General features: G+C 68.6%; 27 protein-coding genes and 1 riboswitch. Of the genes, 15 read left to right on the top strand and 12 right to left on the bottom strand.

Annotation, left to right across the window (positions count from 1 at the left end):
* The first annotated feature begins 7 nt into the window (after positions 1–7).
* The 6 genes from AB0F51_RS27455 (at position 8) to AB0F51_RS27430 (ending at position 4,624) form a co-directional block, all read left to right on the top strand.
* Positions 8–406: a TIGR03618 family F420-dependent PPOX class oxidoreductase gene (locus AB0F51_RS27455; RefSeq protein WP_360284543.1), complete on the top strand. Its 399-nt coding sequence runs from the start codon at positions 8–10 to the stop codon at positions 404–406.
* The gene (gene cbiE / locus AB0F51_RS27450; RefSeq protein WP_360284542.1) at positions 399–1,598 is read left to right on the top strand and encodes a precorrin-6y C5,15-methyltransferase (decarboxylating) subunit CbiE; all 1,200 of its coding nucleotides are present in this window, start codon (positions 399–401) and stop codon (positions 1,596–1,598) included. The genes AB0F51_RS27455 and cbiE overlap by 8 nt, the downstream gene beginning before the upstream one ends.
* A gap of 67 nt (positions 1,599–1,665) precedes the next feature.
* Positions 1,666–2,409, top strand: a complete 744-nt coding sequence (gene cobM, locus AB0F51_RS27445; RefSeq protein WP_360284541.1) for a precorrin-4 C(11)-methyltransferase — start codon at positions 1,666–1,668, stop codon at positions 2,407–2,409.
* On the top strand, positions 2,402–3,136 hold the full coding sequence (locus AB0F51_RS27440; protein ID WP_360284539.1) for a cobalt-precorrin-6A reductase: 735 nt from the start codon (positions 2,402–2,404) through the stop codon (positions 3,134–3,136). Before cobM ends, AB0F51_RS27440 begins: the two co-directional genes overlap by 8 nt.
* 16 nt (positions 3,137–3,152) lie before the next feature.
* Positions 3,153–3,833 carry a ribulose-phosphate 3-epimerase gene (rpe, locus tag AB0F51_RS27435; protein WP_360284537.1) on the top strand — a complete coding sequence of 227 codons (681 nt, stop codon included), beginning with the start codon at positions 3,153–3,155 and terminating at the stop codon, positions 3,831–3,833.
* Positions 3,833–4,624, top strand: coding sequence for an HAD-IIA family hydrolase (locus AB0F51_RS27430; RefSeq protein ID WP_020393043.1), 792 nt, complete (start codon positions 3,833–3,835; stop codon positions 4,622–4,624). The genes rpe and AB0F51_RS27430 overlap by 1 nt, the downstream gene beginning before the upstream one ends.
* A 6-nt stretch (positions 4,625–4,630) precedes the next feature.
* Here AB0F51_RS27430 and AB0F51_RS27425 read toward each other — a convergent pair whose 3' ends face one another.
* From AB0F51_RS27425 to AB0F51_RS27400, 6 genes are all read right to left on the bottom strand, one after another.
* On the bottom strand, positions 4,631–5,338 hold the full coding sequence (locus AB0F51_RS27425; RefSeq protein ID WP_360284535.1) for a polysaccharide deacetylase family protein: 708 nt from the start codon (positions 5,336–5,338) through the stop codon (positions 4,631–4,633).
* Positions 5,339–5,452: 114 nt separating this feature from the next.
* On the bottom strand, positions 5,453–6,088 hold the full coding sequence (locus AB0F51_RS27420; RefSeq protein ID WP_360284533.1) for a polysaccharide deacetylase family protein: 636 nt from the start codon (positions 6,086–6,088) through the stop codon (positions 5,453–5,455).
* A gap of 174 nt (positions 6,089–6,262) precedes the next feature.
* The gene (locus tag AB0F51_RS27415) at positions 6,263–7,006 is read right to left on the bottom strand and encodes an amino acid ABC transporter ATP-binding protein (RefSeq protein ID WP_360284532.1); all 744 of its coding nucleotides are present in this window, start codon (positions 7,004–7,006) and stop codon (positions 6,263–6,265) included.
* Complete coding sequence (locus AB0F51_RS27410) at positions 6,990–7,739, bottom strand: amino acid ABC transporter permease (protein WP_360284530.1); 750 nt, start codon at positions 7,737–7,739, stop codon at positions 6,990–6,992. Before AB0F51_RS27410 ends, AB0F51_RS27415 begins: the two co-directional genes overlap by 17 nt.
* A 1-nt stretch (position 7,740) precedes the next feature.
* Entirely contained in the window at positions 7,741–8,607 is an 867-nt protein-coding gene (locus tag AB0F51_RS27405; protein WP_360284528.1) for an ABC transporter substrate-binding protein, read from the bottom strand.
* Between the two features lie 143 nt (positions 8,608–8,750).
* Positions 8,751–9,299, bottom strand: a complete 549-nt coding sequence (locus AB0F51_RS27400) for a DNA-binding protein (RefSeq protein WP_360284527.1) — start codon at positions 9,297–9,299, stop codon at positions 8,751–8,753.
* A 107-nt stretch (positions 9,300–9,406) separates the two neighbouring features.
* Here AB0F51_RS27400 and AB0F51_RS27395 point away from each other — a divergent pair, with 107 nt between their 5' ends.
* Positions 9,407–11,344, top strand: coding sequence for a VWA domain-containing protein (locus tag AB0F51_RS27395; protein ID WP_360284526.1), 1,938 nt, complete (start codon positions 9,407–9,409; stop codon positions 11,342–11,344).
* A 76-nt stretch (positions 11,345–11,420) separates the two neighbouring features.
* On the top strand, positions 11,421–12,560 hold the full coding sequence (locus AB0F51_RS27390; protein ID WP_360284524.1) for a serine/threonine-protein kinase: 1,140 nt from the start codon (positions 11,421–11,423) through the stop codon (positions 12,558–12,560).
* Here AB0F51_RS27390 and AB0F51_RS27385 read toward each other — a convergent pair.
* From AB0F51_RS27385 to AB0F51_RS27375, 3 genes are read right to left on the bottom strand one after another with little or no spacing between them, the layout of a single operon-like run.
* Positions 12,557–13,138, bottom strand: coding sequence for an ABATE domain-containing protein (locus tag AB0F51_RS27385; RefSeq protein WP_360284522.1), 582 nt, complete (start codon positions 13,136–13,138; stop codon positions 12,557–12,559). The genes AB0F51_RS27390 and AB0F51_RS27385 overlap by 4 nt on opposite strands.
* A complete protein-coding gene (locus AB0F51_RS27380) occupies positions 13,138–14,073 on the bottom strand; it encodes a 2-dehydropantoate 2-reductase (RefSeq protein WP_360284521.1) in 936 nt (311 codons plus the stop codon). Before AB0F51_RS27380 ends, AB0F51_RS27385 begins: the two co-directional genes overlap by 1 nt.
* Before the next feature lie 16 nt (positions 14,074–14,089).
* A complete protein-coding gene (locus AB0F51_RS27375; protein ID WP_360284519.1) occupies positions 14,090–14,776 on the bottom strand; it encodes a hypothetical protein in 687 nt (228 codons plus the stop codon).
* 83 nt (positions 14,777–14,859) lie between these two features.
* A riboswitch (FMN riboswitch) is annotated at positions 14,860–14,993 on the top strand.
* Between the two features lie 101 nt (positions 14,994–15,094).
* On the opposite strand from AB0F51_RS27375, the gene ribD reads away from it, so the two are divergent.
* From ribD to ribH, 5 genes are read left to right on the top strand one after another with little or no spacing between them, the layout of a single operon-like run.
* Positions 15,095–16,144, top strand: coding sequence for a bifunctional diaminohydroxyphosphoribosylaminopyrimidine deaminase/5-amino-6-(5-phosphoribosylamino)uracil reductase RibD (gene ribD / locus AB0F51_RS27370; RefSeq protein ID WP_360284517.1), 1,050 nt, complete (start codon positions 15,095–15,097; stop codon positions 16,142–16,144).
* A complete protein-coding gene (locus tag AB0F51_RS27365) occupies positions 16,145–16,774 on the top strand; it encodes a riboflavin synthase (RefSeq protein ID WP_360284516.1) in 630 nt (209 codons plus the stop codon).
* Complete coding sequence (gene pnuC, locus AB0F51_RS27360) at positions 16,771–17,451, top strand: nicotinamide riboside transporter PnuC (RefSeq protein WP_360284514.1); 681 nt, start codon at positions 16,771–16,773, stop codon at positions 17,449–17,451. Before AB0F51_RS27365 ends, pnuC begins: the two co-directional genes overlap by 4 nt.
* 3 nt (positions 17,452–17,454) lie before the next feature.
* Positions 17,455–18,687, top strand: coding sequence for a bifunctional 3,4-dihydroxy-2-butanone-4-phosphate synthase/GTP cyclohydrolase II (locus tag AB0F51_RS27355; protein WP_360284513.1), 1,233 nt, complete (start codon positions 17,455–17,457; stop codon positions 18,685–18,687).
* A complete protein-coding gene (gene ribH / locus AB0F51_RS27350) occupies positions 18,687–19,172 on the top strand; it encodes a 6,7-dimethyl-8-ribityllumazine synthase (RefSeq protein ID WP_360284511.1) in 486 nt (161 codons plus the stop codon). The genes AB0F51_RS27355 and ribH overlap by 1 nt, the downstream gene beginning before the upstream one ends.
* On the opposite strand, the gene AB0F51_RS27345 is transcribed toward ribH, so the two are convergent.
* Positions 19,162–20,040 (bottom strand): RNA polymerase sigma-70 factor, encoded by an 879-nt coding sequence (locus AB0F51_RS27345; RefSeq protein ID WP_360284510.1) that lies wholly within the window; start codon positions 20,038–20,040, stop codon positions 19,162–19,164. The genes ribH and AB0F51_RS27345 overlap by 11 nt on opposite strands.
* Positions 20,041–20,209: 169 nt before the next feature.
* Here AB0F51_RS27345 and AB0F51_RS27340 point away from each other — a divergent pair, with 169 nt between their 5' ends.
* Positions 20,210–20,683 (top strand): carboxymuconolactone decarboxylase family protein, encoded by a 474-nt coding sequence (locus tag AB0F51_RS27340; protein WP_360284508.1) that lies wholly within the window; start codon positions 20,210–20,212, stop codon positions 20,681–20,683.
* Positions 20,684–20,749: 66 nt separating this feature from the next.
* Here the strand turns inward: AB0F51_RS27340 and AB0F51_RS27335 are convergent, their stop codons facing one another.
* The gene (locus tag AB0F51_RS27335) at positions 20,750–22,645 is read right to left on the bottom strand and encodes a hypothetical protein (protein ID WP_360284507.1); all 1,896 of its coding nucleotides are present in this window, start codon (positions 22,643–22,645) and stop codon (positions 20,750–20,752) included.
* Between the two features lie 61 nt (positions 22,646–22,706).
* On the opposite strand from AB0F51_RS27335, the gene AB0F51_RS27330 reads away from it, so the two are divergent.
* Positions 22,707–23,678, top strand: coding sequence for a WYL domain-containing protein (locus AB0F51_RS27330; RefSeq protein WP_360284506.1), 972 nt, complete (start codon positions 22,707–22,709; stop codon positions 23,676–23,678).
* Here the strand turns inward: AB0F51_RS27330 and AB0F51_RS27325 are convergent.
* Positions 23,659–24,651, bottom strand: a complete 993-nt coding sequence (locus AB0F51_RS27325) for a P1 family peptidase (protein ID WP_360284504.1) — start codon at positions 24,649–24,651, stop codon at positions 23,659–23,661. The two genes, AB0F51_RS27330 and AB0F51_RS27325, sit on opposite strands and share 20 nt — an antisense overlap.
* Between the last annotated feature and the right edge of the window lie 14 nt (positions 24,652–24,665).

Raw genomic sequence — 24,665 nt, 5'->3', positions numbered from 1 at the left:
TCACTGGGTGGAACTGCTGAGTGAGCGACCCGGTTCGTTCGTGGACTTCTGGACCGAGCGGCATCTGTGTGTGCTGAGCACGGTGCGCGCGGACGGGACCGTGCACGCGACACCGGTCGGCGCGACCGTGGACCTGAAGACCGGGATCGCGCGGGTGATCTGCTCGGGGACCTCGCACAAGGCCCGGCAGATCCGCGCGACCGGCTCGGCGGGTGCCGCGGTCGCGATCACGCAGGTGGACGGGCGGCGGTGGTCGACGCTGGAAGGGCGCGCGGTCCTGAGCGACGATCCCGAGAAGATCGCCGACGCCGTACGCCGCTACGCCGAGCGCTACCGCCAGCCGCGCGAGAACCCACAACGCGTGGTCCTGGAAATCACCATCACCAAGGTCCTCGGCAATGCCTGACCCGCTCACCGTCGTAGGCATCGGCGCCGACGGCTGGCCCAGCCTTTCGCCCAGTGCTCGCGAGGCGGTGCTGGCCGCCGATGTCCTGCTCGGCAGCACCCGTCAGTTGGCCTTGGTCCCGGACGGTGAGGTGAAGAAGGTTGCTTGGTCTTCGCCGTTGTCGGAGTCGTTGCCTGGGTTGCTGGCGGAGCATCGGGGGCGGCGGGTTTGTGTGTTGGCGAGTGGGGATCCGACGTTTCATGGGATCGGTACGACGTTGACGCGGATGCTGGGAGCTGATGCGGTGCGGGTGATTCCGCATCCGTCGAGTGTTTCGCTGGCTTGTGCTCGGTTGGGGTGGGCGCAGGAGCAGGTGCAGGTAGTCAGTCTCGTGGGGCATCCGCTTGAACTTGTGCAGCCGCACATCCAGCCCGGGCGGCGGTTGGTGGTGCTGAGTTGGGGCGCGCATACGCCGGCCGAGGTTGCCGGGATGCTGGTGGCTCGGGGGTACGGCGGGAGCGAGTTCACCGTCCTCGAGCAGCTGGGGTCGGCGGAGGAGCGGGTTCGCAGTACCAGGGCTGACGCTTGGGACCACGAGGTCGACGCGCTCAACGTGATCGGCGTGCTGTGCCGGCCGGACGACGGCGCGGAGTTGTTGTCGACGGCATCGGGTTTGCCGGATTCGGCGTACGAGAGTGATGGGCAGTTGACCAAGCGTGAGGTGCGTGCGGTCACCCTTTCGCGGCTCGCGCCCGTGCCTGGGCAGCTGCTCTGGGACGTCGGCGGCGGCGCGGGCAGCATCGCCATCGAATGGTTGCGCCATCACCCGAGTTGTCGCGCGGTCGCGATCGAGAAGGACCCGGATCGTGCCAAGCGACTCGACCGCAATGCAGCCACGCTCGGAGTCGCGGTCCGTACCGTCGTCGGTGCGGCCCCATCGTCGTTGGACGGGTTGGAGTCACCGGACGCCGTTTTCGTCGGTGGCGGCGCAACGGTGCCCGGTGTGATCGAGACCTGCTGGGAGGCGTTGCGGCCGGGTGGCCGGCTCGTCGTCAACGGCGTGACGCTGGAGACGGAGTCGCTGATCGCCCGCTGGTACGCCGAACTGGGTGGCGACCTCGTCCGCCTGGCCGTCCAGCGAGCTTCGGCGGTGGGCGGGATGACCGGCTGGCGTCCCGCGATGCCCGTGACGATCTGGAGCGTGACCAAGTGAGCCCCTCGACTCCGGACCGCCATGAGCCTGAGATGACCCTGCGACTCCCGACGGGCAGGAGCCTGCGATGACCGTGCACTTCATCGGCGCCGGCCCTGGTGCGGCCGACCTGATCACCGTCCGCGGCCGCGACCTGATCGCCGCCTCACCCGTCTGCCTGTACGCCGGTGCGCTCGTGCCCGTGGAACTCCTCGACCACTGCCCGGTCGGCGCTCGCAAGATCGACACGGCCTCGTTGAACCTCGACGAGATCCTCGCCGAACTGGTCGCTGCCCACTCGGCGGGCGCCGACGTCGCTCGGCTGCATTCCGGCGACCCGTCCGTCTTCAGCGCAATGGCCGAGCAGATGCGACGGCTGGACGCGTTGGGGATCCCGTACGACGTGACGCCCGGCGTACCGGCGTACGCGGCAGCGGCCGCTTCGCTGCGGCGGGAACTCACGGTCCCCGAGGTCGGCCAGACGGTCATCCTGACCCGGATCGCGGCGCGCGCAACCGCGATGCCGCCGGGGGAGGACCTGGCGACGCTCGGCTCGAGTCAGTCGACCCTGGTTCTGCACCTCGCCGTCCAGCACATCGAGCGAGTGGTGCAGGAGCTGACCCCCAACTACGGCGCCGACTGCGCGGTAGCCGTCGTCGCTCGCGCCTCCCGCGACGACGAGGTCATCCTCCGCGGCACCCTCGCCGACATCGCCGACCAGGTCCGCGCCGCCGGCATTCTCCGCACCGCCGTGATCATCGTCGGCAAAGTCCTTGCCGCCGACAACTTCCGCGACAGTCACCTGTACTCCACCACCCGCAGTCGTGCCTGACCGAATCCTGCTCCTCGGCGGCACGACCGAAGCTCGCCGACTGGCCGGCGAGTTGTCGTCCGAGTACGACGTGGTGTCGTCGCTGGCGGGCCGCGTCTCCGACCTGCGGTTGCCGGTGGGGGAGTCGCGGCAGGGCGGTTTCGGTGGCGTCGCAGGACTGACTCAATGGCTTGCTGAGCAAGGGATCGACGCAGTAGTCGACGCAACCCACCCCTTCGCCGCCACGATGACCGCCCACGCAGTAGCGGCCACCACCACCCTCAATCTCCCCCTCCTCGTACTACGCCGTCCCGGCTGGCAGCAACAACCCGAAGACACCTGGCACCGGACCCCAGACGCGCCAGCCGCCGCCACCCTCCTGCCAAAGCTGGGGCGCCGGGTCTTCCTCACCATCGGTCGGCAAGGGCTTGCCGCCTTTGCCGACACCGGTCTCTGGACGCTGGCCCGCTGTGTCGACCCACCTGACCCCGTACCGACCTGGTGCGAGCTGCTGCTGGATCGCGGCCCCTACAACCTGGCAGGCGAGCTGGAACTGCTGCGGAACCGGCAGATCGACGTACTGGTCACCAAGAACAGTGGTGGCGACATGACCGCCGCCAAGCTGACGGCCGCGCGCGAGCTCGGGATCCCGGTTGTGCTGATCGAGCGGCCGCCACTCCCGCCGGGGATCGACGTGGCGCACACCACAGGCGAAGTACGGGCCTGGCTCGCTGACCGGACCGGGTGATCTAGATTGTCGTTTCATGGGAATCCAGATCGCGCCCAGCATCCTGAACGCTGACTTCGCCAACCTCGCTGCCGAGGCGGCCGCGGTCTCCAACGCCGACTGGCTGCATGTCGACGTGATGGACAACCACTTCGTCCCGAACCTCACCCTCGGCCTGCCGGTGGTGGAGTCGCTGGCCAAGGCCGTCGCGCAGCCGATCGACTGCCACCTGATGATCGAGGACCCGGACCGCTGGGCGCCGGGGTACGTCGAAGCCGGCGCGGCCAGCGTCACCTTCCACGCCGAGGCCTGCCGGGCGCCGATCCGGACCGCCCGCGAGATCCGCGCCAAGGGCGCCCGCGCGGCGATGGCACTCAAGCCCGCCAGCCCGATCGAGCCCTACGAGGACATCCTGGTCGAGCTCGACATGATCCTGATCATGACGGTCGAGCCCGGGTTCGGCGGCCAGAAGTTCCTCGACGTGTGCCTGCCGAAGATCCGCCGGACCCGCGAGCTGATCAGCAAGCACGGCCTCGACATCTGGATCCAGATCGACGGCGGCGTCTCGACCGAGACGATCGAGCGCTGTGCCGACGCGGGCGCTGACGTCTTCGTCGCCGGTTCGGCGGTCTACAAGGCCGACGACCCCAACCTGATGGTCGACCAGCTCCGCACTCTGGCGGCCGGCGCGAGCAAGCTCGACGGGGGAGCGCGTTGATGAGTGAGCACAAGCCGGTGGAGAGCTGGCTCACCGACATGGACGGCGTGCTCGTGCACGAGGAGCGCGCGATCCCCGGGGCCAGTGAGTTCATCGGGTCGTTGCAGGCCTCGGGCAAGAAGTTCCTGGTGCTGACCAACAACTCGATCTTCACCCCTCGCGACCTGCGCGCCCGGTTGCTTGCCGGTGGCATCGATGTGCCCGAGCAGGCGATCTGGACGTCGGCGCTGGCCACCGCCCAGTTCCTGGACGACCAGCGACCGGGCGGTACGGCGTACGTGATCGGCGAGGCCGGCCTGACCACCGCGCTGCACGAGGTCGGCTACGTGTTGACCGAGCGCGCGCCGGACTACGTGGTGCTGGGGGAGACCCGGACGTACTCGTTCGAGGCGATCACCCGGGCGATCCGGCTGATCGCCGGCGGAGCGCGTTTCCTGGCCACCAACCCCGACCCGACCGGCCCGTCCACCGAGGGCCCGCTGCCCGCCACCGGTTCGGTCGCCGCGCTGATCACCCGCGCCACCGGCGTCGCGCCGTACTTCGTCGGCAAGCCCAACCCGCTGATGATGCGCAGCGCCCTGAACCGGATCGAGGCCCACTCCGAGACCTCGGTGATGATCGGGGACCGGATGGACACCGACATCATCAGCGGCCTCGAAGCCGGCCTGCGGAGCATCCTCGTTCTGTCCGGCTCCACCGGCGAACACGAGGTCGAACGCTTCCCCTACCGCCCGACGCGCATCGTCGAGTCCATCGCCGACGTGGTGCCGCTCATCGCCGCCATGTCCTGAAGCTGGTCAGGGACGACAGGCCAAGCGGAAGCCGTAGCCCTTGGCCTTGAGGGCTTTCAGGATGGCCGGCAGAGCGGCGACGGTTTGGCTGCGATCGCCGCCGCCGTCGTGGAAGAGGATCACCGAACCGTCCTGTACTGCGGTGAGCACGTGCTGGACGATCGCGGCCTGGCCGGGGCGGGTCCAGTCGCGGGAGTCGAGGGTCCACAGGACGAGCTTCTTGCCGAGCGCCGACGCGCGCTTCTTCACGACGCTGTTCGTGCCGCCGTACGGCGGTCGCAGGCAGCGTGGGGTGGTGTCCGTCTGCTCGAGGATGAGTCCGTCGGTGGCCTCGACCTGCTGCTGGAAGCTCGCCCAGGAGAGCTTGCGCAGATCGGGATGCGACCAGGTGTGGTTCTGCACGTCGTGCCCGCGATCGTGGACGCGCCGGGTCAGCTCCGGTGCCCTCTCCACCTCCTTGCCGACCGCGAAGAAGGTCGCCTTCGCGCCGTACTCGTCGAGGATGTCGAGGATCTTGGGCGTGAAGGCCGGATCCGGGCCGTCGTCGAAGGTCAGGGCGACGTACTTGGTCGGCGCCGGGGGCGGTGGCAGCGCGGCGACCGGCTTGCCGGCGTCCGGGCTGCACGCGGCGAGCGCGGCGAGGGCGGCGATCAGGGTCAGGGCGAGCGCCAGTACGGCGTACCGGCGGGCTTCGAGCGGCGGACGACTGCTCATGCGTGCTCTCCAACGTGGGTGGCCTCACTACCTCACGCACCCACCATCGGCGCGATCCCGGGGAAAACCGGGATCCACGCCGCTTCCGCGTCAACTACCACGGATACCGGACGCTCAGCTGCACCAGAGCGCGTAGAAGGTGTAGCCGCGCGCCTTGAGGGTTCTCAGGATGGTCGGCAGCGCGGCGACGGTCTGGCTCCGGTTGCCGCCGCCGTCGTGCATGAGCACCACTGAGCCGCTGCGCACTCTGGTGAGCACCCGCCGGGTGATCACCGAAGTACCGGGACGGGCCCAGTCGCCGGTATCCACCGACCACAACGTGACCCGTTTGCCGAGCGCGGCCGCCCGCTTGGCGACCACGCTGTTGGTGGCACCGTACGGCGGCCGGAGGCAGCGCGGGGTGTAGCCCGTCTGCCGCCGGAGAACTCGATCCGTCGACTGCACCTGCGACTTGAAGGTCGACCAGCGCACCTTGCGGAGATTCGGGTGCGACCAGGTGTGGTTCTGCACGCTGTGCCCGTACTGGTCGGCACGCCGGGTCAGGTACGGACGGCGCGCCGCGTTCTCGCCGATCTGGAAGAAGGTCGCCCGGACGCCGTAGCGCCGGAGGATGGCCAGGATCTGCGCAGTGCACTTCGGGTGCGGCCCGTCGTCGAAGGTGAGATACACGTACTTCGCCGCGGTCGCGGCCTGCGGCGCCAACGGGGCAGCCGCCGCCTGCGGTGCCATCGGGGCGGCGGTTGTGCTCACCGTGTGCTGCTCGGGTACCGCCTCCGCCGCGAGACCGGCGGTCAGGCCCAAACCGATGCCGAGCGCAACGGTTTGGGCCGGCAGACGAGGAAACATTGGTGCCCCCAGACGCCGATGGTGAAGACCTCGAAAGAAGGGTTCTCTCTCCACCATCGACCTGTTGGGCCGGAATTACTAGAGCACCTGCGAGAGAAACTGCCGCAGGCGTGGCGACTCGGCCGCCGTGAACAGCTGCTCCGGTACGCCGGACTCGACCACGACGCCACGATCCATGAACGCGACCTGATCGGACACTTGCCGCGCGAATCCCATCTCGTGCGTGACGACGATCATCGTCATCCCCGCTTGAGCCAAGTCGGCCATCAGGCCCAGCACGCCCTTCACCAGTTCCGGGTCGAGCGCCGAGGTCGCCTCGTCGAACAGCATCACCTCGGGTTTCATCGCCAGCGCCCGCGCGATCGCAACTCGTTGCTGCTGGCCACCGGAAAGGTTGCCTGGTCGCGCCGACTCCTTCTCCTTCAGACCGACCAGTTCGAGCTGCACGCGGGCCGCCTCGATCGCGCCCTCCGTGGTCAGCTTCTTGATCTTGCGCAGCGGCAGGGTGATGTTCTCCAGCACCGTCTTGTGCGGGAACAGGTTGAAGTGCTGGAACACCATCCCGATCCGCCTCCGCAACTCGTCCGGGTTGCTGCGTAGTACGGACTCGCCGCCGAGCTTGATGTCACCGGCGTCCGGTTCGAGCAACCGATTGGTGGCCCGCAGCAACGTCGACTTACCGGACCCGGACGGGCCGATCACACACGCGGTCTTGCCCGCCGGTACTACGAGGTCGACGCCGCGCAGGACCTTGTTGTTGCCAAAGGCAAGCTCGATGCCGGTGAGCTCCAGGCTCGCCGCGGCCTCAACGATGGTCGGCATGGGTGAGCTCCTCGACCTCGAGATCGGCGGGGCGGCCCTCACGCAGCCGCTTGTCGAAGTAGTTGACCAGGTGGGTCAACGGGACGGTGATGATCAGGTAGAAGATTCCTGCGAGCAGCAGGGGTGACAGGTTGCCGTTCGTCGCGGCGGAGTCCTGACCGATCCGGAACAGCTCGCGCTGACTGGCCAGCAAACCCAGGAAGTAGACCAGGCTGGACTCTTTGACCAAGGCGATGAACTGGTTCACCAGGGCCGGCAGGACCCGGCGTACGCCTTGTGGAATGACCACCAGCCGCATCCCGGAGGTGTAGCTGAAGCCGAGCGCCCGCGCTGCTTCCAGTTGGCCCTTCTCGACGCTCTGGATGCCGGAGCGGAAGATCTCACCGATGTAGGCGGCAGCGATCAGCGAGAGCGCGAGGATGCCCAGCGGGTACGGGTTCGGGCCCCACCAGTGCCGGGTGATCGGCGACAGTCCCTGGCCGATCAGCAGGATGGTCAGGATCGCCGGCAGGCCGCGGAAGATGTCGGTGTAGATCTTGGCCGGCCACCGCAGCCACCGCCGGCGGGACAGCCCCATCACCGCCACGATCATGCCGAGCACGGTGCCCAGCACGACCGAGGCGGCGGCGAGGATGAGGGTGTTGACCAGCCCCACCTTCAGCATCTCGGGCAGGACCGCCTTCATCGACTCCCAGTCGAGGAAGGTGTCTTTCAGAGTGGACCAGATGTCCATCTCAGCCGGCTGCGGGGGTGGCCGACGGCGCGGTGAACTTCACCGAGCCGCTGCCGGGCTTGAAGTTCACCGGAACCGCGCGACCCGGGTAGTACTGCTCGACCAGCTTGGTCCAGGTGCCGTCGGCAATCACCTCGTCGAGGGCCTTGTTGACGGCGTCGCGCAGTTTGTCGTTGCTCTTGGCCACCGCGAAGGCCATCGGGGCGTCGCTGAGCTCCTTGGCGGCCAGGATGACAGTGCCGCCACCTTGCTCCTTGGCCATCTTCTCGCCGATCTCGGCGGGGGAGACCCAGGCGTCGGCGGTGCCCGCCTTGAGCTGGCCGAGTGCGGCGTTGTAGTTCGGCACCCGGACCGGGTTCAGCTGCTTCTGGGTGGCGTAGTCGTCCTGGACGGTGCCCTGGACGACGACCACCCGCTTGCCGCCGAGCTGGTCGAAACTCTTGATACCGGAGGTCTTGGTGGTGTTCAGGCCGAGGTAGCCGAAGTCGTAGCCATTGCTGAAGGCAACCGTCTTCTTGCGCGCCTCGGTGACCGTGATGGACGAGCTGCCGAGGTCGAACTGGCCGCCGTTGACCTGCGAGAGCAGGGCGGAGAAGTCGGTGCCGACGAACTCGGGCTTCAGGTTCAGCTTCGCCGCGACCGCGGTGATCAGGTCGTTGTCGAAGCCGGTGAACTTGCCGTCCTTGACGTAGACGTTGGGCGGCGCGTCGGTGAGCGTACCGATCCGCAGCGTGCCCGCCTGGAGCAGGCCGAGATCGGGGCCGGAGGCATCGGACTTGTCGTCGCTGCCGCAGGCTGCCAGCGCGACGGCCAGGGTGACGGCCGTACCGAGAGCGGCGAGGCGGCGGAAGGCGCTGATGGCGCGCACAGGTGTCTCCTTAGAACCAGGGTGTTCGGGTCTCGGTGGGGGTGACCCACCACCCGACGCTAACGCCGCCTGACGCGCACGAATTCCACCCGGACAACGGATGAGACGACGCCGGAATGTCTACCTAGTCCGTGATATATGAGTCAGCGGTGGCGCTCGTAGTGGGCCACGGCGTCGTCGGTCCGGCCGGTGCCGTAGGTGAGGAGGAGCTCGGCGAGGCCGGGGGATTCGGTGGCGATCAGCTCCGCGGCCCGCTGGACTTCGCCGGCCGAGGCGACACCGCGGATGAGGTCCTGGATCTCCCGTACTACGCTGCGCGGGTCCGGGCGTGAGGTGCTTGCTGCGGGCATCGAGTTCGGCGGGGCGGTGGCCGGTGTCGATCGGGTGAACGCGCCGGTGCTGCCGCGAATGTCGTCCAGCTCCATCGCGATCTGTGGCTCCGCGATCCCTTCCTCGTTGACGCGGTGCACGAGCAGATCGAGCCGCTGGAGTCGCGACACCACGGCCGGGTTGCCGATTTTGACTCGCTGGCCGCTCATCAGTTGCGACAGCATGGGTGCGGACAGGCCGATCGCCTCGGCGAGCCGGGCCTGGGTCAGGCCGAGGGTGCCGGCGATCCGGCGCATCAGCACGCCGAGCGGTTCGCCGTACAGTTCCGTCTGCTGCCGCAGGTTCTGCTCGGTCTGCTCCACGCCTCCATCTTCGCACCAGCGAACGCGCAAAGCCAGGCTGAGCTGACTTGACATTCGCTATTGCAAACAGCAAAGATTGCGATAGCGAATTCACCTGGAGGAAGAACATGACCCGAACGAAGGGCCCTCGCCGCCTCGCGGCCCTCGTCCTGCTCGCCGCCGTGGTCCTGGCGTGGCTACCGACCGGGGCCGCGCACGCCGATCCCGAGCCGGGCGACAGCGGCAAATTGGTGCTGGTGCTCGACTCGTCGGGTTCGATGAAGGAGCCGGCCGGTGACGGCAAGACGAAGATCGTCGCGGCCCGGACGGCTTTGACCCAGGTCGTGGGCAAGCTGCCCGAGACTTCGCAGGTCGGTCTGCGGGTTTACGGCGCGACGGTGTTCAAACGCAGTCAGCCAGGCGCGTGCACGGACACCCAGTTGACCGTCCCGATCGGGACCGGCAACCGGCCCCAGTTGCTCACCGCCATCTCGGCGTACAAGCCCTTTGGTGAGACGCCCATCGGATACGCGCTGCAGCAGGCGGCGAAGGATCTCGGGCCGACCGGCCAGCGCACGATCGTGCTCGTCTCGGACGGCGAGGCCACCTGCGCACCGGAGCCGTGCGTGGTCGCCCAGGAGATCGCCAAGCAGGGCATCGACCTGAAGATCGACGTGGTCGGGTTCCGGGTCGGCGCGAAGGCGCGCAGCCAGTTGCAGTGTGTTGCCCGTGCGGGCCGCGGCGACTACTACGACGCCGACTCCACGATCGACCTCGAGGCCGGCCTGGATCGCCTGTCCACCCGCGCCTTCCGGCCGTTCCGCATCTCCGGGACGCCGGTGCAGGGCGCGCCGCAGCAGGAGGGCGCACCGGTGCTTGCCCCCGGCCACTACTCGGACACGTTCAACGGCGCGGCCGCGAAGTACTACGTGGTGAAGCGGACCATCCCCGGCTCGACGCTGCGAGCTGGTGTCAGCTTCCGGCGGCCGTCGGGTGGCAGCCTGGTCATCCAGACAGAGGTCAAGCTCAACACCACCGACGGCAAGAACTGCGGCTGGAGCTACCCCCGCGCCTTCGAAGGCCACCAGGGCCTTGCGACCGGTACTGCGTCGAGCTGGTCCGACTGGCGGAAGGAGTGCGCTGAGTCCGACCAGATGGTCCTCACGGTCTCACCGGGCAAGGACTACCGCGAACTCGCGGCCGTCCCGTACGAACTGCGGATCGACGAGGAGCCACCGGTGACGTCGACCACGAACCTCCCGGCCGGTGCCGGCGACCCGGTGTGGGTCTCGATGCCCGGGTCCACCCCGCGCGAGATCGTTCCGGGCTCCAGCTTCGCCGACGCGCCGGTACTGGAGCCGGGCAGCTACAAGACCACGCTGATGCCGGGCGAGATGCAGCTCTACAAGGTCAAGGCGGACTGGGGCCAACGGATCCAGGCGCAGGTCACCGTGCCCCAACTCGGCGGCGCGACCGCCGAGGCCCTCGGCATGATCCGGTACGTCGACACCGCGCTGATCTCGCCGATCGGTGAAGACGTGTACGCCGTCTTCGCCAAGAAGACACCGGGAACGGGCAAGCGCGGCGTACTCACCAAGCAGGGGATCGTGCACGGGATCACCACCAAGGAGATCCGCTACCTGAACCGCAACGGCCCCAACAACCAGGACCAGGGAACGTCGACGCCGGGCGAGTACTACGTCGCCGTCGGGCTCAGCCGGAAAGACGAGGACAAGGCGTTCACGATCCCGATGACCCTGACCATCGGGCTCCAGGGAACCGCGGGCACGGGGCGCCCGGAGTACGCCGACGGCGCGACACCGGTAACGGGCGACTCTGTAACCCCAACCCCGACCTCAACTCCTGACTCAACCGCAACCGCAGCCCCTCCCAACGAAAAGCCCGAAGCCGGCGGCCCCATCAAGAACACCAGCGACACCCCTTCCGCCGACGGTGTGCCGGTAACCCTGATCGCCGCCCTAGCCGGCGGGGCCCTACTCCTCCTACTGCTAGGCACCTGGGCAACCCTCCGCCTCCGCAAGCCGCCTGCACCGCCTCTCCGCTGACAGGCCTCCTGACCGCGCCCGGCTGTCCCCTCCAGCCGGGCGCGCCTGCCTTCCGGGTTCCGGTACCTTCTTGCGGGTGGAGGCGTTCGCTGGGCGGTACGTGCTGATCGATCTGGTCGGTACTGGTGGGATGGGATCGGTGTGGCGGGCGTGGGACCTGCGGCGTAAGGGATATGTCGCCGCGAAGGTGCTCGGGCAGCACGATGCGGCGACCCTCTTGCGGTTCGTGCGGGAGCAGTCGTTGCGGATCGAGCATCCTCATGTGGTGGCGCCGCATGGGTGGGCTGCGGATGACGACAAGGTTGTGTTCGCGATGGACCTGGTCCGCGGCGGCTCGGTCGCCACTCTGCTCGGTGATCACGGCCCGCTGCCGGCGTCGTACGTCGCGGTGCTGATCGATCAGCTGCTGCACGGGTTGTCGGCGGTTCACGCGGCTGGCATCGTCCATCGCGACCTGAAGCCGGCCAACCTGTTGCTAGACGCAACTGGCACCGCGACACCACGCCTGCGACTCTCGGATTTCGGCATCGCCGGCCTGGTTGGCGAGCCGAGGATGACGCGCCACAGCACGATCCTCGGCACGCCCGGCTACATCGCACCGGAACAGCTAGCAGGCGCAGACCCGGACCCCCGCCAAGACCTCTACACCGTAGGCGCAGTAGCCGCCGAACTCCTCACCGGCGAGCGCCCCGGAATCAATGGCGACCTACCCACCGGCGAAGCAGACAACCCGCTGTGGGACCTGATCCGCCTGCTCACGATGGAAGATCCAGAGAACCGACCCGCATCAGCCGCCGCCGCTGGTCGCCTACTCGCGCAGACCACCCTGATCCCCCCACCCACCACCACCCCGTGGACCACTAACCCAGACCCACCCGAAGTCTTCAACCAACTCCCACCCCTCCCACCCCCCTGGACCCCCACCGGCCCCACCCCACCCCAAGCCAAGCAGACACCTGCATTTGCTCCGCCTGTGGAGGCACCTTCGGTGGGTCCGGCTGGGCCGTCGGGTGGGCAGGCACATGCGGTTGCTCCGGCTGAAGCTGCCGGGCAGGTACCTGCGGTTGGTTCGGGTGGGTCTGCTGCTGGGCAGGCGTCTGCGGTGGCGCCGACGGGAGGTGGTGGCGGGCGCGGGTTGGTGTGGGTGGCGGTTGGGAGTTTTGGGGGTGCGGCTGGGCTGCTTGGGGTGGCTGTCTGGCTTCTTCTGCGGGGTTAGTTCGAGGCGCGGAGGGTGCGCATTTTGGAGCGGGCTCCGCAGGTGTTCATGGAGCACCAGCGGCGGCGGTGGCCGCGGCTGGTGTCTAGGAAGAGGAGGGTGCAGGTGGAGTCCTCGCACTCGCGGATCGACTCCACGTCCGGGCCGGTCAGTAGGTCGATGCCGTCGCGGGCGACGGCGGCTAGTACTGCGGAAATTGTCGGTGTCGGGTCGTCTCGGTGTAGCGCGCCCGAGTGGATCGCGAGACCCGGCACCGGGGTTGGGTGAGCGGCCCAGTGGTTGACGATTTCGACGTCGGCCGGCTGCGCGGATACCCGTCCGAGCGCCGACATCGTCAACCTGTAAAGGGCTTCCCGCAAGGCCCGAGCCGCCTCCAGATCGGCCGGCCCAGGGGAAAGCGCCCGGGGAGCCGCCGGGTCAGCCGGGGCCGCGAGGCCGGCTAGTTGGGACCAGCGGGTTAGGTCTTGTGGGGTGCGTAGGCGTTCTAGTGGGGTCGTGTTGCGTTTGCCGAGGGTGCCTAGGAAGTTGAGGGCCGGGCGGCCGCCGATGAAGGGGAAGGCGAGTAGGTCGACGGTCATCAGTTCGCCTGGGGACCCGCCTGGCTGCGGGCGCTTGCCAGTTCGTACAGGATGGTGTTGACCGGGGTCGGGGTTCCGGTTTGCCGGCCGAGGCGGACGACGGCGCCGGTCCAGGCTTCCAGCTCTGAAGGCTTTCCGGCCTTGATATCGCGTTGCAGCGAAGTCGTCCCGGCCTCTGGCAAGCTGTCGAGGAACGCCAAAGTGTTGTCCAAGGCATCAGCCGGCAGCTCGACTCCGGTCGCCTTCGCGACCTGCTTGATCTCGTTCATGCTGTCGACGATCAACTGCCTGAGCCCGGGACGACCGCGCAGTACGCCGAACGGTGCGTCGGCGAGCGTGGCGACCGCGCCGAATGATCCCAGCGCGAGGAACTTGCTCCACAGCGCCACCCAGACATCAGCCGGTACGACGGCGGTCAGCTTCGAGGCCTGCAGCGCGTCGCGCAGCCGCTCGACCCGCTCGCTTACCCGGTTGTCCCACTCGCCGAACGTCAGCTTCGCCGGCCCGCCGATGTGCCGCACCCGTCCCGGCCCGTCGAGGAACGCGATGATCTCGACAGCCCCCGGCAGTACGGCGTCCTGCCCAACGGCATCGGCCACCTCGCGCGGCGCCTCGACCCCGTTCTGCGTGGTGACGACCGCGGTCCCAGGGCCCACCAGCGGCTGCAGCGACTTGATCGCCTCCCCGAGCTGCCACGTCTTCACGCCCAGCAACACGTAGTCGACCTCACCGATCTCCGCCGGGTCATCAGTCGCCACCACCGATCCCACAGAGAAATCACCCGCGACGCTCTCGACCACCAGCCCGTCCCGGCGCAACGCGGCCAGTTGCTCACCCCGCGCCACAAACCTCACGTCGTAGCCGGCCTCGGCCAACCGCCCACCGAAGTACCCGCCAACGCCACCCGCACCCAGCACCGCGATCCTCAGAGTCATGCGGCGATGTTACCGCTCAAACCGGTAACTGCCTACCCGGGGAGTCGAGTACTGCGAAGCCGCCCACGCTGACCATGCCGGCCGGTGTGATGTCCTGCACGCGGACCTGGATCTCGGAGGCCCGGCCGTGCTGGACGACGAGATCTCTGCCGAGCGATTGAGCGAGGACCATCGACGCGGAACCGCAGGCTTCGTCTTCGGGCTTGCCTTCGCTCGGGGCGAACTGGCGGGCTCGGACCCGGCCGCGGTTCTCGTCGATCCAGGCCCAGACCTGCACCGGCTCGTCGGCTGGAGGCCCGGGGATGGCATCCACGTCCGCCGGTTCAGGCACCTGCCGGTGACGGTCGTTCGGCGACCAACTTGCGGGAGCCTGGGCCCACCGTCGTCCGTCATCGTCGGACCACACCGCCACCGGCCCGGTGGGGAGGAGGAGTTGCGTGCCCGACCATCCGATCGACGCGAGGACTTCGAGCACGCCGAGCGTCGTATGAGCGACGAAACGACGCGGCATCATCCGGTTGTGCAGCACGTACTGCCTGGTCGATGGATCCACGAACGCCGTACCAGGCTCCGCCACGCTTGCGGCGAGACGCTGCCGGGCTTCCTCGTCCGGCCACTCGTCCGTCGCCAGCAGGTGAATCCGGAAGCCGTTGCCTCCCCGTCGGTCGGGGCCGGTGAATGATCGTCCTGCGAAGGTCTGCACGGCCAGCAGGCTATTTCAGGATGTGACCCAGGTCGTTGTGGGATTCGCCGGGCGTGGCACACTTCAAGTACGAGTGAACCCACTCGCGTGCTCCGGGGTCGGTGTAATTCCGAGCCGGCGGTGACAGTCCGCGACCCGGCCGTAGCAACATCTCGGCCGGTTGACCTGGTGGAATTCCAGGACCGACGGTGAAAGTCCGGATGGGAGGCGCACGCGATCGGCGGGTGCGCTCCGGCGTCCGGGCGCGGCTGAGAGCCAACCGTCTCCCGAGCGACGGGTCCGCGCGTGCGCCGGTTGTCATGGCCCCGGTGTGCGTCCGTGACAACGAGGGACCTGTCAGTGAAGAACGCCTCGCCGATCGACATCGCCTGGATGCGTCGTGCCGTCGAGCTGGCCGCGCACGGTATCGGCTCCACCCATCCGAACCCGGTCGTCGGCTGTGTCATCACCGCCCGCGACGGGCACCCGGTCGGCGAAGGGTTCCACGCCTATCCGGGTGGCCCGCACGCCGAGGTCGAGGCGCTCGCGATGGCCGGCGACCGCGCCCGCGGCGGTACGGCGTACGTGACGCTCGAGCCGTGTAACCACACCGGCCGGACCGGGCCGTGCTCGGATGCGCTGATCGCGGCCGGGATCGCGCGGGTCGTGTACGCCGTACCGGATCCGAACAAGCAGGCCGCTGGTGGCGCCGAGAAGCTCGAGTCCAAGAACATCCGGGTGGAACAAGGCGTGCTTCAGGACGAGGCCGAGGCTGTGAACCACGTCTGGCTGCACAGTGTGCGCCAGGGCCGCCCGTTCGTCACCTGGAAGTTCGCCACCACGCTCGACGGGCGCTCGGCCGCGCCGGACCGGTCGAGCAAGTGGATCACCGGCCCGCTCGCCCGCGCCGACGTGCACAAGAAGCGGGCCGAGTGCGATGCGATTGCCGTCGGCACCCAAACCGTGCTGACCGACGACCCCGAGCTGACCGTCCGCGACGAGCAGGACCGCCCGGCCGCCCGGCAGCCGCTGCGGGTCGTGGTCGGCGATCGGCCGATCCCGCTGACCGCCAGGGTCCGCAACGACCGCGCCGAGACCCTGCTGCTGCCCACGCACGACCCCGCCGAGGTGTTGCGTCAGCTCGACGACCACCAGATCCGCCACCTCTGGCTCGAAGGCGGCCCGACGCTGGCCGCCGCGTTCCTGCGCGCCGGCCTGGTCGACCAGATCGTCGCGTACGTCGCGCCGGCGTTCCTCGGCTCCGGCTTCGCCGCGATCGGCGACCTCGGCGCGGAATCGATCGACCACCTCAAACGGTTTCACCTTGCGGACGTGGCCCGTCTCGGCGACGACGTCCGGCTCACCCTGACTCCCCTGGGAGGGAAGTAGATGTTCACCGGAATCATCGAAGAACTCGGCACGGTCGAGTCCCTGGACCTGCTCGACGGCGACGCCGCGCGGCTCACCATCCGCGGACCGAAAGTGACCGAGGACGCCGGGCACGGTGACTCGATCTCGGTGAACGGCTGTTGCCTCACGGTGATCGAGCACGGCGACGGCACCTTCACTGCCGACGTGATGCGCGAGACGCTGCAACGCACCAGTCTCGGCAGCGTCGAGAAGGGCTCGAAGGTCAACCTCGAGCGCGCGGTCGCCGCCCATGCCCGGCTGGGCGGCCACATCGTCCAGGGTCACGTCGACGGCGTCGGCACGATCGCGAGCCGCGAACCCGCCGAGCACTGGGAGCTGGTCCGGATCGCGGCGCCGGCCGAGATTCTCCGGTACGTCGCGGAGAAGGGCTCGATCGCCGTCGACGGCGTCTCGCTCACGGTCACCGATGTGGACGACGCCACCGGGACCTTCGGGATCAGCCTGATCCCGACCACGCTCGAGCTGACCGTGCTGGGGCAGAACAAGATCGGCGACACCGTCAACCTCGAGGTCGACGTGATCGCCAAGTACGTCGAGCGGCTGCTCACCGCGAGCGCGCAGCCCGGACAGGCCGGAGGCATCGCATGAACTTCTTCGACTGGTTGCTGCACTCGCAGGTCACCATCGGTGGATCGCCGGTGCTGGTTCGCGAGATCGTCGGCAACGTCTTCGGGCTGGGCAGCGCGCTGTTCGGCATGCGCCGGCTGGTCGCGGCCTGGCCGGTCGGCATCGTCGGCAACGTTCTGCTGTTCACCGTTTTTGTCGGTGGACTGTTCGACAACCCGCAGGACAAGGACCTTTGGGGCCAGGCCGGACGGCAGGTCTTCTTCGCGCTCGTCAGCCTCTACGGCTGGTACCGCTGGTACCAGACCCGGCACGGCGGCGCGGCGACCGGAGTACAGCCGCGGTGGGCGACGGCTCGTCAGCGGCTCGAGTTGCTGGGCGCCGCGGTCGTCCTCTACGCGATCGCGTACCCGGTACTGAAGGCTCTGGGCTCGTGGGGACCGCAGTGGGACGCGTGGATCCTGACCGGCTCCATCCTGGCGACGTACGGGATGGCGCGGGGGTACGTCGAGTTCTGGCTGATCTGGATCGCGGTGGACGTCGTCGGCGTACCGCTGCTGGTGCAGGCGAAGTTCTACCCGTCGGCGACCATGTACGTCGTCTACGGGCTGTTCTGTGTCCTCGGGTTCGCCTCGTGGTGGCGGATCCAGAATCGCGAGGCGGCCACCCCGGCCACTCCTGAGCCAGTGACGGTGGGCTGACCGATGGGCGAGGTACTGAAGCTCGACACGATCGAGCACGCGATCGACGAGATCCGGGCCGGCCGGCCGGTCATCGTGGTCGACGACGAGGACCGCGAGAACGAGGGCGACCTGGTCTTCGCGGCCTCCAAGGCGACTCCGGAGCTGCTGGCCTTCCTGATCCGCTACAGCTCCGGCGTTGTCTGCGTCCCGATGGAGGCCGCCGAGCTCGACCGGCTGGGCATCCCGTTGATGACACCGCACAACCGCGAGCGGCTGCGGACGGCGTACACGATCTCGGTGGATGCCCGCGACAACGTCACCACCGGCATCTCGGCAGCGGACCGGGCCCGGACTATCCGGGTGCTGGCCGACTCGGCGTCGGAGTCGTATGACCTGGTGCAGCCGGGACATATCTTCCCGCTGCGGGCGCGCGAAGGCGGCGTACTCGTGCGGCCGGGTCACACCGAGGCCTCGCTGGATCTCGCCCGGCTGGCCGGTCTCCGGCCGTCCGCGGTGATCGCCGAGCTGGTGAACGACGACGGCACGATGAAGCGTGGCGCCGACCTGCGCACGTTCGCCGACGAACACGGCCTGGTGCTGGTCTCGATCGAGGACCTGATCCGGTACCGGCGACGGACCGAGAGCCAGATCGAGCGCGTCGCGACCACAACCCTGCCCACCCGGTACGGCGATTTTGTTGCCCACGGCTACCGGAACACCGTTGACGGGTCGGAACAACTCGCCCTGGTCCGCGGCGAGCTCGGTGATGGGCCGACCCTGGTCCGGCTGCACTCGGAATGCCTGACCGGTGACGTGTTCGGCTCGCTGCGCTGCGACTGCGGTCCGCAGCTCGACGAGGCGATGCGCCAGGTCGCGGCCGAAGGCGGCGTGGTGGTCTACCTGCGCGGCCACGAAGGTCGTGGGATCGGGCTGTTGCACAAACTGCAGGCGTACGAGTTGCAGGACGCGGGCCGCGACACGGTCGACGCGAACCTGGACCTCGGCCTGCCCGCCGACGCGCGCGACTACGGCACCGGCGCGCAGATCCTGGCCGACCTCGGCATCACGTCGGTGAAGTTGCTGACCAACAACCCGGCCAAGCTGGCCGGCGTCCAGGGGTACGGGATCGACGTGATCGAGCGCCTCGGGATCTCGATCGACCCGACCGAGCACAATCTGCGGTACCTGCGGACCAAACGCGACCGGATGGGCCACCACCTGCCCACCGGCACAGACGAGAACGGAGCCGGCTGATGTCGGGCAGCGGAGCACCCATCATCGAGATCCCGCGAGCTGAAGGGGCCCGGGTGGCGGTCGTCGCCGCCCAGTGGCATCCGCAGGTCACCGACTCCCTGGTCGCCGGCGCCGAGCGCGCACTGGCCGACTCCGGCGTCACCGACTACAAGGTCGTCCGGGTGCCGGGCTCCTTCGAGCTCCCGGTCGCCGCCTTGCACGCCGCCAAGAGCGGGTACGACGCGGTGGTCGCGCTGGGCGTGGTGATCCGTGGGGACACTCCGCACTTCGAGTACGTCTGCCAGGCGGCGACCGAGGGGCTGATGCGGGTCGCCATGGATACCGGCGTACCGGTCGGGTTCGGGCTGCTCACCTGTGACAACGACCCGCAGGCGCTCGACCGGGCCGGTCTGCCGGACAGCCGGGAGGACAAGGGCTACGAGTCCGCCCAGGCCGCGCTGTCCACGTTGCTCGCGGCCCGGGCGCTGCAGAACGCTAGCGGCTGACAGTGGTCTCCTGCTGCATCCACGAGAGCTTCTCGGGGTTGCGGACGTAGTACAGGCCGCTGATGAGGCCCTCCTCGACGAGGAGGGCCATCACGCCGTCCAGCTCGCCGTCGAGGTAGACGGCGACCGCCGGGCTGCCGTTGACCTGGACCGGTTCGACCGTCAGCTGGCTGGTGACCCGGCCCAGGCCGCCCATCATCAGGCGTCCGACCTTGTCGGCGCCCAGGATCGGGCGCTGGACGGTCTGCTTGATCCCGCCGCCGTCGCCGAGCAGGACGACGTCCGGCGCGAGGATCTCGATCAGACCTTGCAGATCGCCGGTGGTGACCGCCTTCTGGAACGCCGCGACGGCGCCTTTCGACTCGGCGGCAGACACCACCCCGCGGGGCCGGCGGGCGGCGACGTGGTTGCGTGCCCGGTGCGCGATCTGGCGGACCGCGGCCGGGGTCTTGCCGACGGCTTCCGCGATCTCGTCGTACTCGAGCGCGAAGACATCGCGCAGCACGAAGACCGCCCGCTCGGTCGGCGTGAGGGTTTCGAGGACCAGCAGCATCGCCATCGAGACGCTGTCGGACAGCTCGACGTCGTCCGCCACGTCGGGCGCGGTCAGCAGCGGCTCGGGCAGCCAGGAGCCGACGTACGACTCCTTGCGCCGGCCGAGCGACCGCAGTTTGTTGAGCGCCTGCCGGGTGGTGATCCGGACCAGGTACGCGCGGTGCTCCCGCACGGTCTCGAGGTCGACCTTCGCCCAGCGCAGCCAGGTCTCCTGCAGGACGTCCTCCGCATCCGTGGCCGAGCCGAGCATCTCGTAGGCAACGGTGAAGAGCAGATTGCGGTGGGCAACGAATGCCTCGGTCGCGGAGTCCATCTGCGTGCTCCTGTCTGATCGCACTGGCCGGGGGTCAGTCACCAGACACCGGCCGGTGCCGCCTTGTGACAAGTGTGCCGCGTGGTCCACGTCACGTGGTCAGGCCGTCACAGGAAGCGGCTGGGTGGTGCCTTGTGGTCAGCAAACACAATCACCCAAGGAGTGCACGATGGAAGCTCGTCTGAACCTGATGACCAACCCGGCAACCGGGAAGCTCATGAAGCACTTCATCGCGATGCACCGGATCATCAGCGAATCGTCGGTGCCCGCCACCACCCAGCACCTGGTCACGCTGCGCGCCAGCCAGATCAACGGCTGCAGCGTCTGCACCGACATGCACTCGAAGGACGCGTTGCACGCCGGCGAGACGCAGGACCGGCTCAACCTGGTCGCGGCCTGGCGGGAGGCCGGCGCGTTCACCGAGGCCGAACGCGCGGCGCTGGAGCTGACCGAGCAGGGCACCCGGGTCGCCGACGCGGCCGGTGGGGTCAGCGACGACGTGTGGGCGAATGCCGCCAAGTACTACGACGAGGACCAGCTCGCCACCCTGGTCTGCCTGATCAGCCTGATCAACACGGCCAACCGGCTCAACATCATCGTCCAGCAGCCCGTCGGCAACTACCAGCCCGGCATGCTGCACTGACCGGCCCCGCGACCTGGGCTGACCGGCCCGGCCAGCTGCACTGACCGGGCCGGCGACCTGGCACGGTCAGGCGATGCGCGTGTGGCGCATCTTCCAGTTGCTGTGCCAGGTCTTGCCGCCGTCGGTGGAGAAGAACTGCTCCCAGTTCGACTGCTCGGCGCCGGGCGTCCAGACGAAGCGGACGTCGATCGGCCGGCCTTCCCAGGTGTCCGGGCCCTCGAAGATGCCGATGCCGTCCTCGGTGAAGGCGCCGATGACCGGTGACTCGAGCTTGCCCCGCAGGCTGTTGATCCAATGGATGGACCAGGTCTTGGTGGTGGGGTTGTAGAGCCTGAGCGTCGCGCCGCGGAAACCCTCGGACGGGTACCAGCCCTCGTCGAAGCTGATCGAGCCGTCGAAGTACGTGAAGGCCTTCAGCTTCGACTCGAGCTGGTACCACTCGGCCGGCTCGCCCAGCGGCGGCCGCCGGCGTTCGTTGTGCATGTCCCACTCGCCGACCTGGAAGTCGAAGTCGCCGGTCACCTTCGGGATGTCGACCCGCGGCGGGGCGGTGTCGCGACGGGTGAAGTCCATCGTCCAGTTGACCTCCCAGGTCTCGCCACCGTCCTCGGAGAACGACTGCTCCCAGTGCGCCGTCGTCGCGGTGATGTCCGACCAGGCGTAGCTGACCAGGATCGTCCGGCCGTCGAGCTGCTCCTCGCCGACCAGCCAGCACGACGTGCCGTCGTCGGACCAGCGGCCGCGCACCGGCGGGTTGACCACCATCGTCTTGCTGCTGATCCAGTAGATCGTCCAGTCCTTCTCCACCGGGTCGAACAACCGCACCGACATCCCGTACGACGACTTGGTCGGGAACTGCATCTCGTCGATGCTGATCGCGCCGTCGAAGTGGGTCCGCGCGGTACACGTCCCGTCGTACGTCTCCCACTCGTCGCTGCCGACGAACACCTTGGCCAGCCGACGGTGCCGGACGTCGAAGTGCCCGGTCAGGAAGTCGAAGTCGCTGGTCACCTTCGGGAACGGACCCCGCGGCGTGAACGTCATCGTCCAGTTGCTCTCCCAGGTCGCGCCGTCGTCGGCGGAGAAGAACTGCTCCCAGACCGGTACGTCGCCTCTCGTCCAGCGGAAGCGGACTTCCACCGGCTTCCCGTCGTGCTCGTCGGTCCCTTCGAGGATGCCTACCCCGTCCGGTCCGAAGCCGCCGAACACGGGTGGCTCCAGCACGTTGCGCGAGCTGTTGATCCAGTAGATCGCCCAGGTGCCGGCCTCGACGTCGTACAGGCGAACCGTCATCCCGTCGAAGTCCTCGGTCGGGAAGATCGTCTCGTCGATGGAGACGGCGCCGTCGAAGAGCGTGTAGGCCTCCGACGTCCCGGGGAACTCGCGCCACTTGTCGCTGCCGGTCAGCGGCGCGGTCAGGCGACGGTGCTGCACCTCCCACTGGCCGACGAAGAAGTCGAAGTCGCCGGTGACCTTGGGGACGTCGAGCGCCGGCGGTTCGGTCGCGCGCCGGGTCAGGTCCATCGTCCAGTTGGTTTCCCAGGTTTCGCCGCCGTCCTCGGAGTACGCCTGCTCCCAGTGCGCGGTCTCCTCGGTGACGCCGGACCAGCGCAGGCGGACCGGGATCCTGCGATCGCCGAGGTCGTCCTCGCCGTACAGGGTGCAGACGCCGTCGGACCAACTACCGCGGACCGGCGGCTGCAGTCGGCCCGTGCGGCTGTCGACCCAGTAGATCGTCCACGCGTCTTCGGCCGGATCGTAGAGGCGCAGTGACATCCCGTACCGGCCTTTGCTCGGGAAGCGCGCCTCGTCAACGCTGACGGCGCCGGCGAAGTGGGTCCGCCCGGTGCACGTGCCGGCGAACTCCTCCCATTCGCCGCCGGGCTGCAGGACGCGGTTGACCACGTCGAAGTGGCCGACCAGGAAGTCGAAGTCGTCGGTGACCTTGGTGATTCTGCTCATGACCACACCTTCTCGCCAATACCTGACAGCGAGTGGCAGTGATTCCGGCTAACCTCGGAGCATGCGATCGAGCCGGCTGTTGCAGATCCTCCTGCTGCTGCAGACGCGCCGTCAGCTCACCGCCCGCGAGCTCGCCGACGAGCTGGAGGTTTCGCTCCGGACGATCTACCGGGACGTCGAGGCACTCGCCGCGGCGGGAGTCCCGGTGTACGCCGACCAGGGCCGCGCCGGCGGCTATCGGCTGGTCGACGGGTACCGCACCAAACTCACCGGGCTCAACGAGGGGGAGGCGGCGGCCCTGTTCCTGGTCGGGATGCCGGGACCGGCCGCGGCACTCGGGTTGACCGAGCAGACCAGCGCGGCCGAGCTCAAGCTGCTCGCCGCGCTCGCACCGGACCAGCGGGATCGCGCCGGGCGGCTGAAGAACCGCTTTCACCTCGACATGCCCGCCTGGTACCGGGACGCCGAGGATTCGCCGTACCTGTCGTCGGTCGCGTCGGCGGTCATGGAGGATCGCCGGATCAAGGTGCTCTACCGGCGCTGGGAGGCGCCGCGGGAGGTCGAGCGGACGCTCGAACCGTACGGGCTGGTGCTCAAGAACGGCAGTTGGTACGTGGTGGCCGCGACGAGAGGCGGAGTACGGACGTATCGCGTCTCCAACATCCTGCAGCTCGCGCCGACCGACGAGGCGTTCACCCGGCCTGCCGACTTCGACCTCGCCGGGTTCTGGCAGGCGCACCTGGACCGCTTCGAGCGGCAACGGTTCGTCGGCGAGGCGCTGGTCCGGATCTCGGCGGGGCTGGTTGCCCGCCTCAGCGACCTGTCGGCGGCGCCCTTGCTCAAGGCCATCGCGGACACTGGCGCGGAACCGGCCGTGGACGGGAGCATCACGGTCGCACTGCCGATCGAGTCGCCGGGCCACGCCGCGCAGCAACTGATCCGCTACGGCAAGGCTCTGGAGGTTTTGGAGCCGCCCGAGCTGCGAGCCGAGCTCAAGCGGCTGGCCGAGGAAGTCAGCGGGCTGTACTCCTGATCAGTTCCTCCGGTACTGCGTACTGCGTGTTGCCGTTGTACCCGGTCACGGTCGTCGCCATCGTGAGCGAGTTGAGCAGCGCTTCCTCGGTCGCTTCGGTCGTTGCGTAGAAGACGTCCTTCAAGGCTTTGTCTCTTATCGGCGGGACCGCTCGGTTGGTGCTGAAGGCGATCGCGTAGTCGCCGCTGCCCGGGGAGAAGTCGGACCCGACCCTGCCCATCGCGAAGACGGCCCGCCGGGCTACCCGGCCCAACTGCCGGGCATCCACGGGCAGGTCGGTGGCGACCACGATCATGCAGGAGTTCCCCTCCGGCGCCGGCTTCTCCACCGGCGGCTTGATCGGCGTACCGAGCACCGTCAAGGTCCCGGAGAAGTTCGCCTGCACCAGCACGCCGACCGTCCCGCCGGAGGCCGCGCCGCCCTCGACCGCCGCTCCGTCCCCGACCCGGCGCGACGACGTACCGATGCCTGCTTTGAAGCCGAGAGCGGTGGTGCCGGTGCCGGCTCCGACGTTGCCTTCCGCCGGCAGATCTGCCGAGGCTGAGTCGAGAGCGGCGAAGACGTGATCGGGAGTGATCGGCCGGGAGCGGATGTCCGACAGATAACCGTCGTTGGTCTCACCTACCACCGGGTTGAGGCTGGTGGCCGTGGGGTTGCGCTCCAGAAGCCAACTGAGCAACGCATCCGCGACCCGGAACACCGACAGCGTCCCGGTCAGCAGGATCGGCGTCTCGACCACGCCCAGTTCGTCCACCTGCGTGGACCCGACCAGCTTCCCGTACCCGTTGCCCACCGCAACCGCCGCGGGCAGGCCGGCGGCGAAGTCGGGCGGCACGATGGCGGTGACCCCGGTGTTCAGCTCACCCGTCGCCAGCGTCGTCTGCCCGACCAGCACCCCCGGTACGTCGGTGATGGCGTTCAGCGGCCCGGTCGGCAGAACTCCCGGCACAACCCCCAGCTCACGAATTCGCATGCCAGCTATCGTCG

The organism is Kribbella sp. NPDC023855 (genome assembly GCF_040639475.1).
Lineage (GTDB): Bacteria > Actinomycetota > Actinomycetes > Propionibacteriales > Kribbellaceae > Kribbella.
Note: the sequence above shows the minus strand (reverse complement) of the source record. Positions and strands in the feature narration are given on the sequence as shown.

What these genes read in the sequence shown, in the direction of transcription:
- AB0F51_RS27325 (WP_360284504.1), bottom strand. Translation starts at nt 24,651, where the DNA reads ATGCGAATTCGTGAGCTGGGGGTTGTGCCGGGAGTTCTGCCGACCGGG.
- AB0F51_RS27395 (WP_360284526.1), top strand. Translation starts at nt 9,407, where the DNA reads ATGACCCGAACGAAGGGCCCTCGCCGCCTCGCGGCCCTCGTCCTGCTC.
- cbiE (WP_360284542.1), top strand. Translation starts at nt 399, where the DNA reads ATGCCTGACCCGCTCACCGTCGTAGGCATCGGCGCCGACGGCTGGCCC.
- AB0F51_RS27410 (WP_360284530.1), bottom strand. Translation starts at nt 7,739, where the DNA reads ATGGACATCTGGTCCACTCTGAAAGACACCTTCCTCGACTGGGAGTCG.
- AB0F51_RS27330 (WP_360284506.1), top strand. Translation starts at nt 22,707, where the DNA reads ATGCGATCGAGCCGGCTGTTGCAGATCCTCCTGCTGCTGCAGACGCGC.
- AB0F51_RS27430 (WP_020393043.1), top strand. Translation starts at nt 3,833, where the DNA reads ATGAGTGAGCACAAGCCGGTGGAGAGCTGGCTCACCGACATGGACGGC.
- AB0F51_RS27385 (WP_360284522.1), bottom strand. Translation starts at nt 13,138, where the DNA reads ATGACCGTCGACCTACTCGCCTTCCCCTTCATCGGCGGCCGCCCGGCC.
- ribH (WP_360284511.1), top strand. Translation starts at nt 18,687, where the DNA reads ATGTCGGGCAGCGGAGCACCCATCATCGAGATCCCGCGAGCTGAAGGG.
- AB0F51_RS27340 (WP_360284508.1), top strand. Translation starts at nt 20,210, where the DNA reads ATGGAAGCTCGTCTGAACCTGATGACCAACCCGGCAACCGGGAAGCTC.
- AB0F51_RS27380 (WP_360284521.1), bottom strand. Translation starts at nt 14,073, where the DNA reads ATGACTCTGAGGATCGCGGTGCTGGGTGCGGGTGGCGTTGGCGGGTAC.
- AB0F51_RS27425 (WP_360284535.1), bottom strand. Translation starts at nt 5,338, where the DNA reads ATGAGCAGTCGTCCGCCGCTCGAAGCCCGCCGGTACGCCGTACTGGCG.
- rpe (WP_360284537.1), top strand. Translation starts at nt 3,153, where the DNA reads ATGGGAATCCAGATCGCGCCCAGCATCCTGAACGCTGACTTCGCCAAC.
- AB0F51_RS27335 (WP_360284507.1), bottom strand. Translation starts at nt 22,645, where the DNA reads ATGAGCAGAATCACCAAGGTCACCGACGACTTCGACTTCCTGGTCGGC.
- AB0F51_RS27415 (WP_360284532.1), bottom strand. Translation starts at nt 7,006, where the DNA reads ATGCCGACCATCGTTGAGGCCGCGGCGAGCCTGGAGCTCACCGGCATC.
- AB0F51_RS27345 (WP_360284510.1), bottom strand. Translation starts at nt 20,040, where the DNA reads ATGGACTCCGCGACCGAGGCATTCGTTGCCCACCGCAATCTGCTCTTC.
- pnuC (WP_360284514.1), top strand. Translation starts at nt 16,771, where the DNA reads ATGAACTTCTTCGACTGGTTGCTGCACTCGCAGGTCACCATCGGTGGA.
- cobM (WP_360284541.1), top strand. Translation starts at nt 1,666, where the DNA reads ATGACCGTGCACTTCATCGGCGCCGGCCCTGGTGCGGCCGACCTGATC.
- AB0F51_RS27365 (WP_360284516.1), top strand. Translation starts at nt 16,145, where the DNA reads ATGTTCACCGGAATCATCGAAGAACTCGGCACGGTCGAGTCCCTGGAC.
- AB0F51_RS27355 (WP_360284513.1), top strand. Translation starts at nt 17,455, where the DNA reads ATGGGCGAGGTACTGAAGCTCGACACGATCGAGCACGCGATCGACGAG.